Origin of the sequence: Vibrio sp. HS-50-1 (assembly GCF_024747315.1) — a bacterium.
Classification (GTDB): domain Bacteria; phylum Pseudomonadota; class Gammaproteobacteria; order Enterobacterales; family Vibrionaceae; genus Vibrio; species Vibrio diabolicus.
Genome location: NZ_JAMPZF010000048.1, coordinates 167,270 through 186,270, shown reverse-complemented (window position 1 = coordinate 186,270; position 19,001 = coordinate 167,270). Strand labels below are relative to the sequence as shown.

The window sequence follows — 19,001 nt, the reverse complement described above, 5'->3', positions numbered from 1 at the left end:
AGACGATAGTAACCGAGAAGGATTTCACTATGCATCAACATGAAAAATTGAATTACGTTGAATTTGGTTCCACCAATATTAACGCTACAAAACAATTTTTTGAGCGTACCTTTGACTGGACCTTTATCGATTATGGTCCTGAATACTCTGCATTTTCAGGACAAGGGTTAGATGGCGGATTCTTCAAATCTGAGTTTGTAAACCAAACCGCAAATGGTGGCGCACTTTTAGTGTTTTATAGCTCAGATATTCAGGCCACGCAGATAAAAGTTGAGCAGCATGGTGGAAAAATTATCCGCCCTATTTTCGAATTTCCCGGCGGCTGTCGATTCCACTTCACCGAACCAAGTGGAAATGAATTCGCAGTATGGTCGGAGAGCCATTAGTACTTACCCCAACACCACTTCCACACCTAGTTTTTTGATTTGCTCAAGGTCGCTTTTCGGAGCGGCTTTGTCGGTTAACAACACCGATATTTCGTTGGTATTGCCAATTGAAGAAGGATAAATCTGTCCAAATTTACTGGAGTCCGTCAGTACGATGTTACGTCTATTCTTTGCCATAATGGCCTCTGCGATGTCGGCACGCATCATGTCCCGGCTAGTAAAACCAGTGTCTTGGTGAAATCCGTCGATACCCAAGAAAGCCGTGCTGAAGTGAATGTTCTCAATACAGAGTTTGGTGAGCGGGCCAACGAGGCTCTCGCCTTGATGCTGATACACACCACCAAGCAAGATAATGTTGGCTGAGGTGTTACGGATGAGATGGGCAATGTACGCCGATGGGGTAATGATGGTCACATCGCCGCGTTCAGCTAAAGTGCGAGCCAGTAATGCGTTTGCACTCCCACCTTCAATCAGCACTGTCTCACTTGGCGCGACCAAGTCTGCCGCTTTATTTGCAAGTGATTGTTTAATATCGAAACGGACTTCTAATCGGGTATCAATATCATCACTTTGCAATGCGGTAGCTGCGCCGTGTACGCGCTTTAGATAGCCCTGTTGCTCCAGAAAATTCAAATCCTGCCTGATGGTCACGCCCGACACGCCGATAATGTCAGAAAGCTCCGTGACTTGAACGCGTTTACGATCATTCACTAATTGCAGGATTTCATTTTGTCTTGGGTTCACAGGCTCGCTCCTTATTAATGAGCTTGCAGTATACGCCCGAATACTTTCATATGAAAGCAGCCTGTGAACGATAGAAATAAGCTAAGTCGCGTTACACCGTAAGCTCAAGACGGTTGCCATCCGGATCTAATACGCAGCTTTCGTAGTAACCATCACCCGTTTGTCTCGGACCGTCGATCCATTGGTAGCCATCATCCATTATGGTTTTGGTTAATTGATCCACTGCTTATTCTGATCTTAGGGCGAAGGCAAAGTGTGCTAACCCCGTTACCTGCATCGCATGAGATTTTTCACAGGCGGTCACACCTTCCATCGACATTGACTCCAGTCGTGATCCACTTTCAAACGAAAGAAAGTAAGATGAAAACTGCTTAGTTGGATTGTGGTATTTATCGTTAGACACCGCGTTAAAATATTTCTCATAGAAGGCTTTTAACTCTTCCAAACGTTCTGTCCAAATCGCGATATGTTCAATTTTCATTGGGATTCCCCTTAGCTCTTAACTGCGCTCAATCTAACGAGGAAAAGCAGCACAAAAAAGAGAGCAAATCATCATCGAGTTGTTCCTGTTTTATGTCCGAACTGCTCATCGATGAGTCATTAAATCTATGGTTGGAGTTGTGTTTGAGCGAAAGTGATGTCCATAATGGCGCAAAGTTTTACAGGATAAAATGATGGAAGAGATTTACTTCGCAGGCGGCTGCCTTTGGGGCGTTCAAGAATTTATGCGTCACCTTCCCGGCGTAATTAGCACCGAAGCAGGACGAGCAAATGGCACGACGGATAACACTCAATCCGAATACGATGGCTACGCAGAATGCGTGAAAACCCAATTCGACCCTGAACAAGTTTCGGTTGAAACTTTAATGGGGTATCTGTTTGAGATCATCGACCCGCACAGTGTTAACAAGCAAGGTGAAGACGTCGGTGAAAAGTACCGTACCGGTGTTTATAGCCAAAACGAGCAACACCTAACGATTGCTAAAGCGTTTATCGCAGCAAGACCGGATGCCGATAAAATCGCCGTAGAAGTGCTGCCACTCACAAACTACGTGCCAAGTGATGATGAGCACCAAGACCGACTCACGCGCTTTCCAAACGACTACTGCCATATCCCGTTAGATTTGCTGCATAAATATAGAAATTAATGGCCAGCTTTTATCACTGTTTCTATTATCTCAAAACTAAGAGGCGCAACGCCTCTTTTTGCATCCTAACCAGGGCTATTGATCCTCCTCCAGTTCATTTTCATGTCCAGTTATTTATTTCAAAATAACTGGAATATAAATCACATAATAAATTTTATAATATTCCGCATTATTAATGACGGCTATCACACTTAAGATTGAGTGATACAAAAGTATAGTTATTGGTTTTTTTTTACTATTTCAGAAAACCGTAACATTAATTAAATTTGCCTCATTACTTCAGTGCCAATGAGTCAAAAAATGATTACAGAACTAACAAACGTCAATTTAATCAAAGGCAACCTTCAAGCAAATAATAAAAAAGAAGTCTTTGAAGAGCTAGCGCAAATGCTATTCGAAAATAATCGAATAAGCAGCAAAGAGGCTTTTTTAACCGACATCGAAGCACGTGAAGCATTAAGCGTGACTTCAATGGACGGCATCGCTTACCCACACGCAAAAAGCAAAGCGGTGACAGAGCCTGCAATCGCTGTTGGCGTAAAGCGCGAAGGCATCGAGTATGGCGACGAAGAGGGAGTCAAACCAACCGTATTCTTCATGATTGCTTCACCTGATAACGGTGCCGACCACCATATTTATGTTCTTCAAGAATTATTCGGAAAATTTAGCGAAGAGTTTATTGAAGATATTCATAACGCAAAAGACGAAAACCAAATACTAAATATTTTAATTAATTCATAAGGCGTGAAATTATGAGTACAATCACAGCTCAAGCTAGCAATAATAGCGATTTCAAAAAACTCCTAAGTACCATGAAAGGTCACCTTTTATTCGGTACTTCTCACATGCTTCCATTTATCGTTGCGGGTGGTGTACTACTGGCTCTGGCGGTAATGGCATCCGGTAAAGGTGCGGTTCCTGCAGACGGGTTATTGGCTGATATTTCTAATATCGGTATTAAAGGTCTGGTGTTGTTCCCAATTATTCTTGGTGGCTTCATCGGTTACTCAATTGCAGACAAACCAGCACTAGCGCCAGCGATGATCTCTTCTGGCATCATGGCTGACATGGGCGGCGGCTTCCTAGGTTGTATCGTCGCTGGTTTTATCGCTGGTGGTGTAGTTCTACAACTTAAGAAGATCCCTCTTTCTGCTAACATGACTGCGTTGGGCGCTTACTTCATCTACCCACTTGTTGGTACGCTTATCTCTGCAGGTATCGTTCTATGGGGTATCGGTGAGCCAATCAAGATCTTCATGGCTTCTATGAACGAATTCCTAGCTTCTATGGCTGGCGCTTCTAAAGTGGTTCTAGGTACGATTCTTGGTGGTATGACTGCATTCGATATGGGCGGCCCTATCAACAAAGTAGCAACGCTATTCGCTCAAACTCAAGTTGATACTCAACCATGGCTAATGGGTGGTGTTGGTATCGCAATCTGTACGCCTCCTCTAGGTATGGCGCTAGCAACATTCCTATTCAAGAAGAAGTTCACTAAGCAAGAACAAGAAGCAGGTAAAGCAGCAGCAATCATGGGTTCTATCGGTATCTCTGAAGGTGCTATCCCATTCGCAGCAAACGACCCTGTACGCGTTCTTCCTTCAATCGTTGCTGGTGGTATCGTTGGCTGTGTGTTCGGCTTCCTAACAGACGTACTGCTACACGCACCATGGGGCGGTCTAATCACAGCTCCTGTATCAAGCAACATCCCAATGTACGTTGTGGGTATCGCACTAGGCTCACTAACAACAGCAGTTATCGTTGGCTTCTGGAAACCAGTTGCTGAAGAAGAAGCAGAAGACGAAATCGTAGAAGCAGCACCTGCACAAGCTCAAGCGGCTCCAGCAGCAGGCGAAGGCGAGTACGACATCGTAGCAGTAACATGTTGCCCATCTGGCGTAGCACACACATTCATGGCAGCGAAAGCACTAGAGAAAGCAGGTGCAGCAGCGGGTCTGAAGATCAAAGTAGAAACTCAAGGTCAAAACGGTATCCAGAACCGCATCACTGACCTAGATGTAGCAAACGCGAAGCTGGTTATTCTAGCTCACGATATCCAAGTAAAAGACGCTCACCGCTTTGCAAAAGCAAACGTTGTTGAGTGTTCAACGAAAGAAGCGATGCGTAACGCAGCGACTCTTGTGAAAGCTTAAACCTTAAGCTCCTCCCCCTAAGAGCCCTTTCCCCCAAAGGGCTCTATTTCAAGTTTTTAAGTTTTAGTAATACCCCTGATTTTTTTAATTATATAACCCTACAACTTACAAGGCTTTAAAAATGAAATTCAAACCTTCCCTACTCGCTTGCGCAGTTTTAAGTGGTCTAGTCGGTCTGACAGGCTGTAACGACGACACAACCAACATTTATGAAGGCGGTGACACCAACCCTGTGCTGCCGGATATTCCTGACGGCGGCAAGCCAGTATGTCCTCCAGTTGGCGATGGCGACTGTGATGACAAGCCAAACCCAGAAACACCTGAAATCGACATGGGCGTTCACATTCCGGTAGATTTCGCCGATATGGACGTAACACGCTACGTCAACCCATTCATCGGCACAGGTAACCTAGGCAACACCTACCCTGGTGCAACCACACCACACGGCATGGTGCAGCTTTCTCCAAACAACGGTTCTAACGGCTGGGAATACATTTCAGGCTACTACTACCACGACGCACGTACTTCCGGTTTCTCTCATACCCACCTTTCTGGAGCAGGTGCTGGCGACTTGAACGACATTCTAGTCATGCCAATCAACTCGCGTTCGGATTACATGATTGATGAAGGTTCGGCAACGCTAAACCTAGAAGCGTCTCGCTTCCAACATCGTGACGAGCAAGCGACAGCAGGTTACTACAAAGTCGATCTATTGGATTACGACATCAAAGCCGAGTTGACGGCGTCGGATCGCGTTGGTGTACACCGTTACACCTTCCCTCGTGATGAGAAGTCAGAAATCATCGTTAACACTGGCTTCAAAATTAACTGGGACTACACCTCAGATTCTTACTTGAAATGGGACAAAGACAATAACTGTCTTGAAGGTCACCGTTTCTCAGATGGTTGGGCACCAAGCCAAAAAGAATTCTTCGTAATGGAATTCGACCAACCAATCAAAAACGTTCGCTTTGCTTACTACGATAAAGAGCAAGGTCGTTACATGGACGTGCCAGAAGGCATCACTGAAATCGGTAACGAAACACGCGGCAAGTATCAATACGCACGCGCTTACGTTGAGTTCGACACATCCAAAGACGGCTTAACGGTTGAAGCGAAATTAGCGCTATCAAACGTTGAGATCGGCGAGAACGGCAAGTCAGGTGCTTCTCTTAACATGACAGAAGTTGCGGGCATGAACTTCGACCAAGTACGCGAAGCGGCAACGAAGAAATGGGAAGACGAACTCGGCAAGATCCAAGTCTCTGGCGACGAAGATTACAAACAGACGTTCTACACCGCGATGTACCACTCGTACCTAGGTCAAACCATTCACTCTGACTTAGATGGTCGCTACCGCCAAGTTCACCAAGGTCGCAACGCATACCCTGATGGCAACACACCTTGGGGCGATAAGATTGATACGCTGAAAGAGTCGATCCGCACAGCCGATGCTAACAAAGATGGCAAAGCAGACTTCACGCGCTACGACACTTTCTCTTTGTGGGATACCTACCGCGCAGTTCAACCGCTGTCTTCGATTCTTGAACCTGACCGCTTAGCAGACGTGGTGCTGTCTATGCTGTCTTACGCCGAAGAAGAATGGGCGGATGACAAAGGCAACGTGCGCAAAGGTCGCCTGCCTGAGTGGACATTCAAAGGCAACGAAACAGGCATGATGATGGGCATGCACTCAACGCCTGTGATTCATGATGTGTTGTCGAAAGGCTCACTAGAAAAACGCATGATCGATCTTGGCTTCACAGAAGCAGAGCGCAAAGACGTTAAAGAACGTTTAGTTGAAGCGATGCTCACTGACGCGCACGCCGCAACGAGCCAAGGCGTAGCATGGATCAAAGAGTACGAAGAACAAGGTTACGTGCCAGCGCAATTGCACGACACTCCACCAGATTCTTACGGCGGTCACTCACCATTTAAAGACTCTTGGACAGCATCTTACTCGCTTGAATACTCAATGAACGACTGGGCAATCGCACAATCGATCAAGGAAGTCTTCGGTGAAGAAGATCCACGCTACACCGAGTTCGCTAACCGTTCTAAAAACTGGCAAGCGCAATTCGACTTTGGCGGTAAGCAATACCAAGGTTGGTTCAAAGCCCGTGACTACGAAGGCGAGTTTATCGATGCTGGTTGGGTAGACCCAATCACCGGTCGCGCGGTGGGTAAAGACTGGCGTCCAGACATGTTCAACTGGGCATTCTCTGAATCGAACGGCTGGCAATACTCGTTCAGTGTTCAGCACGACATTCATGGCTTGATTGACCTGATGACGCGCTTCGACAAGACACAAAACCCTGAAGCAGAACGTGGTGACTTGTTCGCAGCGCGCTTGGATGAGTACTGGTCAACCTACCCAGACCGCAACGCAGGCGACAACCAATTCCCAGTGTTCAACACAGGTAACGTTGGTCAGCACGTTCAAGGTAACGAACCAGATATCCACGTGCCGTACTTGTACAACTACGTCGGTCAGCCTTGGAAAGGTCAGGCAGCCATCGCCTCAGCAACCAACATTTGCTACAAGAATACCGCTGACGGCATTTGTGGTAACGACGACTTCGGTACGCTCTCTGCGTGGTTCGTATTCCGTGCACTTGGCTTCTACCCAGTGAACGCTTCTTCTGGCATCTACGAAATCGGTACTCCGCTGTTCGAAAGCGCGTCTATCGATGTCGGCAACAACCAGAAGTTCACGGTGACCGCAAAGAACGTTAGCCGCGAAAACATCTTCATTCAATCGGCTCGCTACAACGGCAAAGACTTCAACCGCACTTACCTGACTCATGACGAAATCATGTACGGCGGTGAGTTAGAGTTCGTGATGGGCGACAAACCAAATCAACGTTGGGGCTCTCTAGAGCAAGATCTTCCACCAGCACAAGGCATCGGTGAGTTCTTGCATGAAGACGAGATGCCAGCAGGTTCTCGTTAATCCCAATAGTGACAACTCAGCCGGGGGAGCGCATCTCCCGGCTATCCCTACAAGCAAATTTTATAAGCAGTCCTTTATAAACAGTCTCTTATAAACACTTTTTATATACGAATAACGACAAAACGGTATGCACATGTTTAAACGTAATCTTATCTCTTTGGCTATCCTGGTTGGTCTGACGGGTGGCTTGGCTGGCTGTAACAGCGACAACGATTCTTCCTCTTCACTGCCGGGCGATCCAATTGTTGATCTCGCGGTGTTGAAATACGTCGATCCTATGATCGGCACAGCGGCTTCTGGTCATACATTCCCGGGCGCGACGGTACCGGCAGGTATGGTTCAACTGTCTCCAGATACTTTCATCGGCTCTAACACAGACCATGAATCAGGGCTTAACCCTTGGCACTCGGCTTCTGGCTACTGGGATTCATCCAACTACGAAACTGGCGAAGTGGTTAACACTGACGTTCCGTTGTACGGCTTCTCCCATACTCACCTTTCAGGTACAGGCGCAACGGACTTAGGCGACATCTTGGTTCTGCCATACGCAGACATGGCGAACACACAGCTGAACTCTTTCGACAAAGCCAATGAAGAAGCAAGCGCAGGCTACTACAAAACCAAGCTAAACCAAGGTCAAATCGAAGTAGAACTGAGCGCAACCAAACGCGTTGGCTTGCACAAATACACCTTTGCTGATGGCGCGGACCGTAACGTGAAGTTCGATTTGGGCCATACCCTAATGAACAACAACGGCAAGTCTTTGAAGAACAAAGTAGAAGTCGTGGACGAATACACCATTCGCGGTCGTAAAACATCAACAGGCTGGTTCCAAGGGCAAGATCACCAAGGTCAGGACATCTTCTTCTACGCGAAATTCAACCAACCAATCGCCAAAGCACTGTTGGGCGAACAAGATCTAGAACCAACGCGCGAAATGCGTAGTGGTGCGGTTTACTCAGGCGATGATCTGACGGCTTACCTAAACTTCGGCACTGGCGAAGAGCCAATTGAAATCCGCGTCGGTATCTCCCCAGTTAACTGGCAAGGCGCACAGAAAAACTTAGAAGCGGAAGCACCAAGTTTCGACCTAGCACAAGTGAAAGAAGACGCGGAATACGCGTGGGCTGAGAAGCTAGCAAAAATCAAAGTAGAAGGCGGCACAGACGCAGAGAAAACCAACTTCTACACTGGCATGTACCACATGATGATCGCCCCAATCGAGTTCTACGATGTGGATGGTCAATACGTGGATATGCTTGGCACGGTGCGCACACTGAAAGATGGCGACACACCAAACTACTCGATTTACTCAACGTGGGATACGTTCCGCGCCGTTCACCCAATGTGGACTATCATCGACCCAGATCAAGCAACGCTATACGTGAAAGACTTGATTCGTAAATCCAACGACGAGTTTGGTCTATTGCCGAAATGGGAAGGTCACGGCTCAGAAACCGGCACCATGATCGGCTACCCATCGGCAGCGATTCTGGGCGATGCGGTAACCAAAGGCTTGATTGATGCAGAGCAGGCTTACACGGCGTCGGTGAAATCAGCACGTTACACACCGCATGAGTACCCACAGATTCATGACGACATCCTAAGCTCACTCATGGCAGGTCAGTTGAACTACCACGAGAAAGAACAGTGTGTTCGTTACCCGAACTGGAACTCAGTGTCGTACTCGTTGGAATTCTCCTTCTACGATTGGACGATCGCAGAAATGGCAAAAGCCGCTGGCGATATGGACGCGTATGAAGAGTTCAAAGCTCGTTCTTACAACTCTTTGAAACACTGGGATGCAAAAGCAGGTAACGCAGACGGCACGGGCTTCTTTGTACCAACAGAATTGAAAGAAGGCGATCCATGTGCACTGAAATACGCTTCAACTGACTTCGACCCTTACAAATCTGACGCGTTCTACTACACAGAAGGTAACGCGTGGCAATGGCAATGGGCGTTCATGCAAGACTTAGACAAGCTGACTGAAATCATGGGCGGCACGCAAGGTCTGAACGACAAGCTGAACAACCTATTTACTGCTGATCCAAATGGCGGCGAAGCACACCAAGACATGACAGGCTACATCGGTCAGTACATTCACGGTAATGAGCCTTCGCACCACGTTATCTACTTGTACAACCGTACTGAAGAATCTTACAAGGCGCAGGAATACCTAGACCAAGTTTACGACCAGTTCTACAAACCGACGCCAGACGGCATCATCGGTAACGAAGACGTAGGTCAAATGTCGGCGTGGTACTTGATGTCGACACTGGGCTTCTACCAAATCTCGCCAACCGATCCAACCTACAGCATCGGTCGTCCAATCTTCGACAAAGCGACGGTAGACATTGGCTCTGGCACCTTCACGGTAACGGCTGAAAACAACGGTCCAGACAACATGTACATCAAAGAAGTGACCATCAACGGCAAGCCTCTGGATGTGTACAACACCTTCCAGCACAGCGAATTCAAAGCAGGCGGCGAACTTCACTTCGTGATGACAGCAGACAAGTCTGAAGCAATGCAAGCCAACCTAGGCGAATAATGATTTTGAGGGGACCTCGTGTCCCCTTTTCTCGTGGAATAAAAACAATGAAACTAAAAAGAACCCTACTCTCTACCGCAGTGTTAACCGCCATGCTTGGTCTTGCTGGTTGTGGCAGCGACTCTGACCCAGAAACTCCGGTTATCTCTACCCCTACTTTGGAATTCGTTGATACCTTGATCGGCACTAAAGGTCTTGGCAACGTTAACCCATCTCCAGTTATGCCAGAAGGTATGATTCAACCTTCACCAGATAACTTCGATCCAAACGGTTGGAATGGCAAAGGCTCACCAGTCGAATACGATCCTGTGCACAGCCTGCTTTCTGGTTTCTCAATGACGCACATTTCTGGCGCAGGTAAAGGCGACCTAAACGACTTCGCTTTCTTGCCATACACAGGCTTCAATACTGATGCCGTGACCATGGATAAAAGCTCGGAAGTGGCAGAAGTTGGTTACTACTCGGTTGACCTTGTAGAAACTGGCGTAAAAGCAGAACTGTCGGCAACCGAGCGCGTGGCATTCCAACGTTACACCTTTAAACCGGGTGAAGATCGTAAAGTGCGTATCGACCTGCAACACGAACTGTTGGAGCAATACGGCAACCACTCTCGCAGCATCTACTACAAACGCGTTAACGACACCACAGTCGTAGGCGCACGTACCTCAAACGAATGGGGTCAATGGCAAACCGTGTTCTTCGCGGCAGAATTCTCTGATCCAATCATTGAAGAAAACCTGTACACCAAGCTGGCTTCTGAAAGCAAACTGACTCCAACTGACGCTACCGAAGTCGGCTTAGAAGATTACCGCGGCTACGCAGAACATAAACCAATGCCGGGCGAACCAGAACCTGATCCAGAACGTTTGGCAAAACGCGCAAACGATGTCCTGACGCATTTGAACTTTGGTAAGAGCGATGAGCCATTGGTGGTCAAAGTAGCGATTTCTGGCACTGGCGTTGACGGCGCATTGAAAAACCTAGAAGCAGACACTAACGGCTGGGATTTCGACAACGTCGTACAACAAAACCGCGTGGCTTGGGAAAACATCCTTGGCGAGTTTGAACTGGAAGGCGGCAACAAAGCCGACAAGACCATGTTCTACACCTCGCTCTACCGTACGTTCGTTGCTCCATTCCTATACCAAGACGTGGATGGCAAATACCGTGGCATGGATGGCAAAGTGCACCAAGCAGAAGACGGCTTAGTGAACTACTCGGTATACTCAATGTGGGATACCTTCCGCGCCGCACACCCACTGAAAACCATCATTGATAAAGACCGCGCGATTGAACACGCACGCGATCTATTGAACAAATACCAAACGGGCGGCGTGCTGCCAAAATGGGAACTGCACTCGGATTACACCGGTGAAATGGTCGGTCATCCTGCGGTCTCGGTAATTGCCGATATCATGGTCAAACACCCGGAAGCCTTTACCGCTGCTGAGTTTGATTTGGCACTGAAAGCGGCTGACGAAACAGTCAACTTCAACCTTGATAAAACAGAGAGCTGGGTGCCTTACCAAGACGCTTGGAACGGTGACAAACGCTTCACAGTAATGACGCGTCATAACGACTACCAAGAAGACGTCGGCTTTATTCCAGCCAACACCAAATGGGCGCCGGACTCTGGCGAAAAACCGGGTTACGTGGAAGGCTTGAAAGTCGATAAATACGACGAGCTCGTGAACGAATCGGTGTCTTACGGTCTTGAGAATGCTTACTACGACTGGTGTATCGCTCAGATCGCTAAACTTGCGGGCAACGACCAGCAGTACGACCGCTACATGGCTCGTTCTGAATCGTTCAAGAACTACTTCGATTACAACCCAGAGCAATACGGCAAACTGCAAGACACTAAAGGCAACGCATTGGGTGCAACGGGCTTTATGCGTCCGGCTTACATCAACAGCGGCAGCAAGGTTTGGGCAAACAACCTGAAAGCCGAATGTTTGGACGAGAACATGGCGTTGTCTATCCCAGACGGTATGGACTACAACGCGTGTAAAGACCGCAAAGCACTCAACGAAAGTGACGTGTTCTGGCCTTACCGCGCCGAACACCGAGGCGAAGACTTTACTGAAGGCAACACATGGCAATGGACATGGTTTGCACCGCACAACTTGAACGGTCTGGCTAACGTGATGGGCGGCGAGCACATCGACCGCACTGACTTCTCTCTTCCTGAAGACATAACCGAACAAGGCAAAGCGGCATTCCTCGCTAACTTGAATGCGCTGTTTAATGCGGACTCCAACGCCGATACGAGCCAATCACACGATATGTCGGGCTACATCGGTCAGTTCGTGATGGGTAACGAGCCTGATCACCACGTGCCTTACCTTTACAACTGGACGGCAGAACCTTGGAAGACACAAGAAATCGTCGACCAAGCGATGAACGAGTTCTACCACCCAACGCATGAAGGTCTGATTGGTAACGAAGACGTCGGTCAGATGTCGGCGTGGTATGTGATGTCTGCATTGGGCTTCTACCAAGTCACTCCGGGCGAAGCAAGCTACACCATCGGTCGTCCTCTGTTCGACAAAGCCGTGATTCCAGTCGCGGACGGTAAATTCACCATCACCTCAGAAAACAACAGCCAAGAGAGCATATACGTGAAGTCGGTGATCATCAACGGCAAACAATTGAGTGACAACTTCAGCTTCGCGCACAGCGATTTGAAAGACGGTGGTGAGCTGCATTTCGTCATGACTTCAGACAAATCTGAAGCGATGAAAGCGCAGTAACTGATACCCATCCAAATAACGAAAGGGGGCATCTAGCCCCCTAAAAAACTTCACTTCAGTGGAGCCATAAAAATGAAACTAAAAAGAACCCTTATCTCTACCGCTATACTCGCTGCCATGTTTGGTCTTGCTGGTTGTAACAGTGATGACGACAACAGCAAATCTGGTACTCCATCCCTCGACACCACGCTAACCCAATACGTCAACCCATTGATTGGTACAGGCGCAGATGGTCACACCTTCCCGGGGGCGGTTGTGCCTTACGGTTTAGTACAACTATCTCCTGATACCGAAATGGAAGGCTGGGGCTCTGCTGCAGGTTACTTCGACCATGGTAAGCTGACTGAAATCCCAGTGTATGGCTTCTCCCATACTCACCTTTCTGGCACAGGCATTACCGACCTTGGTGATATCTTAGTTCTGCCTTTTACCAAGAAAGAAAACGCCGTTTTCAATACCTTCGATAAAGACAACGAAACCGCAGAAGCGGGTTACTACGCGGTTGAACTGAACAAAGGCGAAATCAAAGCTGAGCTAACTACCACGCAACGTGTTGGCTTCCACCGCTACACCTTCAAAGAAGGCACCACGCCACTCATCAAGTTCGATTTAGACCACACTCTCAACAAAGGTCACTTCAACAACCGCACCATGAAGGGTGATTTAGAGTTCATCGACGCTTACACCATTCGCGGTTTACGTAGCTCAAACGGATGGGCGAACAACCAACACGTGTACTTCTACGCCACCTTCAACCAACCTATCGTCAAAGCCATTGCTTTAGTTGACGGCGCAGAAACGGAAATCGATGTAAACAACGACAACATCGACGCAGTGAAAACCATCGCTTACCTAGAATTCGCACCATCATCAACACCGCTAGAAATCCAAGTAGGCTTGTCACCAACAGGCACAGAAGGTGCGGAGAAGAACTTAGAAGCAGAAGCGAAAGGTGTGTCATTTGATACTGCGCGCGCTCAAGCCAACGATGCATGGCACCAAGAGCTCAGCCGCATGATGGTATCTGGCGGCACGGAAGATCAAAAAGAGATCTTCTACACCGCGCTTTACCACGCTTCTATCGCGCCAATGATTTTCCAAGATGTCGACGGTCAATACCCAGCGATGCGTACTCGCATTCAAAAAGACGCGGGCGACACACCAAACTACTCCGTGTATTCCATGTGGGATACTTTCCGCGCTGCGCATCCACTGAAAACCATCATCGACCCAGAACGTGCCGAAGAGTTTGCCAACGACTTAATTCGTAAATACGAAGACGGTGGCATCTTGCCGAAATGGGAACTGCACAGCCATTACACGGGCACTATGATCGGCTTCCCTGCGGTTTCTATCATTGCTGATGCGATGGCGAAAGGTTTAGACATCGACCCACAACTGGCCAAAGAAGCGGCTGAGTTTACGGTGCGCTACCACGAGGCATCTGAATTCCCAGATTGGACGGAAGACAACAACATCGGCGCAGCAAACGTTGTGCAAGTGAAGGTGTACGAAGAAAACGGCTTTGTTCATCACGGCTACTGGAACAGTGCCTCTTACACGCTTGAGTTTGCTTATGGCGACTGGGCAATGGCAGAAATCGCGCGCATGGCTGGCGATGTAAAACTGCAAGAAGAGTTTATGACTCGTGCCGACAACTGGCTTAACCATTGGGATGCCGAGACGGGCTTCTTACGTCCAAAAAACCACCCGCTAAGCTCATCACCAAACAAACCGCCTTTGGAGTTCAACCAACCAATTGATGAAGAACGTTTGGATGAGTGTGAAATGGTTGAGTGGCCTGAAGGCTCTGGCGTGATGAAAGAGAAATGCCCACTGCTACCATTTGACCCTTACTACGTGGACGAGTTTGCCTACACCGAAGGGAACGCGTGGCAATGGAAGTTCCAACCAATGCACGATTTCAATCGCCTGAAACAAGAAATCTACCAAGCAGACTTGGCGCAAGGCAAAGACACCACGCCAGAGAAAGCCTTCCGTGAAGACTTGGACGAGCTATTCAATGCGCGTTCTTCAAACACAGGCGAAGAACTGCCAGACCTAACGGGTTACATCGGTCAGTACATGCACGGTAACGAGCCATCGCACCACATTCCTTACCTATACGCGCTAACGGATGAGCCATGGAAAGCGCAAGAGTACCTAGACCGCATCATGTCAGAGATGTACACCAGCGAACCAACTGGTTTGATTGGTAACGAAGACGTAGGTCAAATGAGCTCTTGGTACTTGATGTCGGCAATGGGCTTCTACCAAGTGACGCCTGCGGATCCGGTCTACACCATCGGTCGTCCTATGTTTGATGAAATCACCATTCCAGTGGAAGGCGGCGAATTCACAGTCATCGCAGACAACAACAGTCCACACAACAAGTACGTGAAGTCCGTAACCATCAACGGCAAACCGCTGGATGCCAACTTCACCTTCAAGCACAGCGAAATCAAAGCGGGCGGCGAGCTTCACTTCGTCATGACGGGTGACAAGCAAGAAGCGCTTCAAGCTCAGTAACGTTTTATGTAATTCGTGCTTAAAGAATAAGCAGATAGATTAACTCAGTGGCAGGAAGTGATGCGCTTCCTGCCTAAGGAATCAAGATTATGAACTTTACGAAAACCGCTATCGCCACCGCAGTAATTGCAAGTGTTATTGGTTTGGCTGGCTGCAACGATGACGATGAGAACACCTCACCAAGCGTCGATACTTCCAACCTAAAATACGTCGACCCATTCATTGGTACCGGCTTTAACGGACACACCTTCCCGGGTCCTGTTGTGCCAGAAGGCATGGTGCAACTTTCTCCAGATACCGAGCTGATCGGCTGGCACTCTTCATCAGGTTACCACTTCGATAAAAAGACTCTATTTGGCTTCTCCCACACTCACCTTTCTGGCACGGGCATGGGCGGTTTAGGTGACATTCTGTTCCTGCCGTTTACCGAAGATAAAGCTAAATACATCGAAGACAGCGACGACTACCGCGAAGCGATTTCGGTCAAGATGGACAAAACCTCAGAAGTGGCAGAAGCGGGTTACTACTCTGTGAAGATTGCTGAGAATGGTATCAAAGCTTAGCTTACAGCTTCTGAACGTGTCGGCTTCCATCGTTACACCTACCCGCAAGGTCAACCACAACGTCTGAAGATTGACCTCAACTCCATCCTAAATAGTGACTGGGGTTCGACCTCTCTGCGCAACAAACTGACGGTGAGCGAAGACGGTCATACCATCACGGGCGAGCGCGATGCAGCGCACTTCTCTGGTTGGGCGAAAAACCAAAAAATCTTCTTCTATGCGACTTTCGATAAGAAGATCAAAGACGTCTACATCCTTGCCAATGGCGAACATGTTGACGGCCTAACGGCAGAACATGTTTCTGAATTAATTTACGATGACCAAGGTAATCCAGTTAAGCGTGTCAAAGCGGACGTTACTGCCTACATCGAATTTGAAGATGAAGGCTCACAAGAGCTGAATGCGCAAGTGGCGTTGTCTGCGGTTGACCCTCAAGGTGCAGAAAACAACTACGATGCCGAAGCGAATGTCTCTTTCGATACTGCGCGTAACAACGCACGCGAGAAATGGGCAAAAGCACCCAACTTCTCTATCGAAGGTGGCACAGAAGATCAAAAAGAGATCTTCTACACTGCGCTTTACCACACCAAAATTGCACCTATAGTGCATCAAGACGTAGATGGTCGATTCCGTGGCATGGGCAAAGGCTCAATTCGTGAAGGCGAAGGGGAATACTCCATCGCTTACGGTCAAGCAACGGAAGAACAACCAAACTTCTCGGTTTACTCTCTATGGGATACCCAACGTGCATTACACCCACTAAAAACCATCACTGAACCAACTCGCGCGGTGCAATACGCGAAGAACCTAGTTCAGAAGTACACTGAAAGCGGCTTGCTGCCGAAATGGGAGCACTTAGGTGACGAGACAGGCACCATGGTTGGCTACCCAGCGGTAGCAGTGATTGCGGATGCGATGACCAAATTCCCAGAAGAGTTTACTCAACAAGAGAAAGAGCTGGCGCTGAAAGCCGCGATCGACTCTTCGACTTACGACAACTACCCTGCACTGCAAGCCGATTGGGATCAAGGCGTATTGGATCGCACTTTAACCAAGCACATCGACTACATTGAGAAAAACGGCTTCACACCTGCCATCCAACGTGTCGATGGTGAGCCAGTATTTGAAGACTACACGGTTGAGTCTGTTTCTTACGGTCTGGAAAACGCGTTCTACGATTGGGCTATCGCGCAAATCGCCAAAGCAGCTGGTGATACTCAAGCAGAAGAGCAATACCTTGAACGCTCAAAAGGCTACAAGAAGTACTTCGATTACAACCCAACGGAATACGCAGAGCATGGCGTGACGGGCTTTATGCGCCCAGTGATGATTGATGAAACCTTCATGACGCCATTCGACCCATACGGCACAGAACACGAGACAGGCAACTACACCGAAGGTAACGCATGGCAGTGGACTTGGTTTGTGCCGCATGACATCGCGGGCTTAAAAACCATCATGGGTGGCGATGCTGAGTTCCAGAAGAACCTAGAAGCAACCTTCACCGCAGAAAGCCAAGGTACAGAAACACCGGATATGTCTGGTTTGATTGGTCAAGTTGCGTTTGGTAACGAGCCTTCGCACCACATTCCTTACCTATTCAACTGGACCGCAGAACCATGGAAGACGCAACAAGTCGTCGACCACATTCTTGATGACATGTATTTCGCTGCCCCAGAAGGCGTAGTTGGTAACGAAGACGTGGGCGCCATGTCCGCTTGGTATGTGATGTCTGCATTAGGCTTCTACCAAGTGAACGCAGCAGAACCTATTTACACTGTGGGTCGTCCACTATTCGACAAAGCAGTGATTCCGGTGAAAGGCGGCACGTTCACCATCACCACAGAGAACAACGCCGATGACAACATGTACATCAAGTCTGTCACCATCAATGGCAAAGCTTTGGATAACGGTTTCTTCTTCGACCACTCCGAGTTCAAACCGGGTGGCGAGTTGCACTTCGTGATGACAGGAGAGCAATCTGAAGCGATGAAAGCGCCTCAATAACCTTCACTTGAAATGTGTTCCTCAGGCCAAATCAGTCTGAGGAACATAAGCTCAAATCAATCCCTTCCACTAATGACAGTGTCATTTCTGCTGCCGAAACTTCTTTGCAACCCGATGAATTTTGTCCGCACCACAACGGCGTAAATTCATCTCGGTTTTGCTTCTCCATAAGCGCTCTTAACTGAGTCATTTCAATGGATGCATATGGGAATTTCGGCGCAGACTCACAGATGTAGCCTAGCTCCGACATCGCGCGATTCACAATGCCTCGTGCTGGCCTGCCCGAGAAAACATTAGTCACCGCCGTATGCTGCGCGCGCTCACTGGCAATCGCATATCGATGTAAAGACGAGGTTTTTGCCTCATCACACAACAAATAGGCGCTGCCAACCTGCACGGCACTTGCTCCTAACTTCAGCGCGGCTTGTACACCGTTTCTATCGGTAATTCCTCCTGCTGCAATAACAGGTAAATTCACGCGCTTAACGATTTGCGGTAACAACGCCATCAAGCCTAATTGAGTAGATAAATCATCCGATAGAAACATGCCTCGGTGTCCACCAGCCTCCAAGCCTTGAGCGATAATGCCGTCAACGCCTTTTGCTTCCAGCCACAGTGCTTCATCCACAGTGGTCGCTGTCGAAAGGATCTTCCCTCCCCAGCCTCTAATTCGCGCTAATAAGTCATCGGCAGGCAAACCAAAGTGGAAACAGATCACTGGCGGTGTAAATGGTTCAATCGCGTCAGCAATATCATGATTGAAAGGCATCCTTGTCGGAGCGTTTGGCTGAGCCTGAACGGTTGCATCAACCTCGGAAAAATACGGTTGCAGCGTTTTTTGCCACTCTTCGTGCTTGTTGGCGTCATATTCCGGCATTTCATGGCAAAAGAAGTTGAGGTTGAACGGTCGGTTGGTTGCCTGTTTGATAAGTTGAAGTTCTTTTACGATGGCGTCTTTGTTCAGCATTCCACAAGGTAACGAGCCAAGCCCGCCAACATTACTGACAGCTATGGTTATTTGGCTGTCTTGCACGCCGGCCATTGGCGCTTGAATAATCGGTAACTCTGCTCCCAAAAGTGTATTAAATACCTTGTTTATCATGATCTTTCCTTGAAAACTTAACCTTTACCTGTGATGGCTCTGCGCCATAGTTATCCAGACTAGACTTTCACATGATTAACCACTTATAAAGTTAAAGTGATGCATTTGT

The 19,001-nt window shown here is 48.3% G+C and carries 10 protein-coding genes and 2 pseudogenes; 9 read left to right on the top strand and 3 right to left on the bottom strand.

The window, feature by feature from the left end; translation table 11 throughout:
• Positions 1-29: 29 nt before the first annotated feature.
• A complete protein-coding gene (locus NDJ01_RS20195) occupies positions 30-386 on the top strand; it encodes a VOC family protein (protein WP_048624733.1) in 357 nt (118 codons plus the stop codon).
• A gap of 3 nt (positions 387-389) precedes the next feature.
• Here the strand turns inward: NDJ01_RS20195 and NDJ01_RS20190 are convergent, their stop codons facing one another.
• Both NDJ01_RS20190 and NDJ01_RS20185 read right to left on the bottom strand, forming a co-directional pair.
• Entirely contained in the window at positions 390-1,130 is a 741-nt protein-coding gene (locus NDJ01_RS20190; RefSeq protein ID WP_258587224.1) for a DNA-binding transcriptional regulator YciT, read from the bottom strand.
• 91 nt (positions 1,131-1,221) lie between these two features.
• Positions 1,222-1,611: pseudogene (locus NDJ01_RS20185) on the bottom strand (VOC family protein).
• 193 nt (positions 1,612-1,804) lie between these two features.
• On the opposite strand from NDJ01_RS20185, the gene NDJ01_RS20180 reads away from it, so the two are divergent.
• The 8 genes and pseudogenes from NDJ01_RS20180 (at position 1,805) to NDJ01_RS20145 (ending at position 17,790) form a co-directional block, all read left to right on the top strand.
• Positions 1,805-2,278: a peptide-methionine (S)-S-oxide reductase gene (locus tag NDJ01_RS20180; RefSeq protein ID WP_193447441.1), complete on the top strand. Its 474-nt coding sequence runs from the start codon at positions 1,805-1,807 to the stop codon at positions 2,276-2,278.
• 300 nt (positions 2,279-2,578) lie between these two features.
• Complete coding sequence (locus NDJ01_RS20175; protein ID WP_005436338.1) at positions 2,579-3,019, top strand: PTS sugar transporter subunit IIA; 441 nt, start codon at positions 2,579-2,581, stop codon at positions 3,017-3,019.
• Between the two features lie 11 nt (positions 3,020-3,030).
• Positions 3,031-4,431, top strand: coding sequence for a fructose-specific PTS transporter subunit EIIC (locus NDJ01_RS20170; protein WP_152813424.1), 1,401 nt, complete (start codon positions 3,031-3,033; stop codon positions 4,429-4,431).
• Positions 4,432-4,552: 121 nt separating this feature from the next.
• Positions 4,553-7,384, top strand: coding sequence for a GH92 family glycosyl hydrolase (locus NDJ01_RS20165; RefSeq protein ID WP_258587223.1), 2,832 nt, complete (start codon positions 4,553-4,555; stop codon positions 7,382-7,384).
• 133 nt (positions 7,385-7,517) lie between these two features.
• On the top strand, positions 7,518-9,938 hold the full coding sequence (locus NDJ01_RS20160) for a GH92 family glycosyl hydrolase (RefSeq protein ID WP_258587222.1): 2,421 nt from the start codon (positions 7,518-7,520) through the stop codon (positions 9,936-9,938).
• A gap of 47 nt (positions 9,939-9,985) precedes the next feature.
• Positions 9,986-12,691: a GH92 family glycosyl hydrolase gene (locus NDJ01_RS20155; protein WP_258587221.1), complete on the top strand. Its 2,706-nt coding sequence runs from the start codon at positions 9,986-9,988 to the stop codon at positions 12,689-12,691.
• A 72-nt stretch (positions 12,692-12,763) separates the two neighbouring features.
• Entirely contained in the window at positions 12,764-15,220 is a 2,457-nt protein-coding gene (locus tag NDJ01_RS20150) for a GH92 family glycosyl hydrolase (RefSeq protein WP_258587220.1), read from the top strand.
• Between the two features lie 89 nt (positions 15,221-15,309).
• Positions 15,310-17,790: pseudogene (locus NDJ01_RS20145) on the top strand (GH92 family glycosyl hydrolase).
• 31 nt (positions 17,791-17,821) lie between these two features.
• On the opposite strand, the gene NDJ01_RS20140 reads toward NDJ01_RS20145, so the two are convergent.
• The gene (locus tag NDJ01_RS20140; protein WP_258587219.1) at positions 17,822-18,892 is read right to left on the bottom strand and encodes a nitronate monooxygenase family protein; all 1,071 of its coding nucleotides are present in this window, start codon (positions 18,890-18,892) and stop codon (positions 17,822-17,824) included.
• Positions 18,893-19,001: the final 109 nt, after the last annotated feature.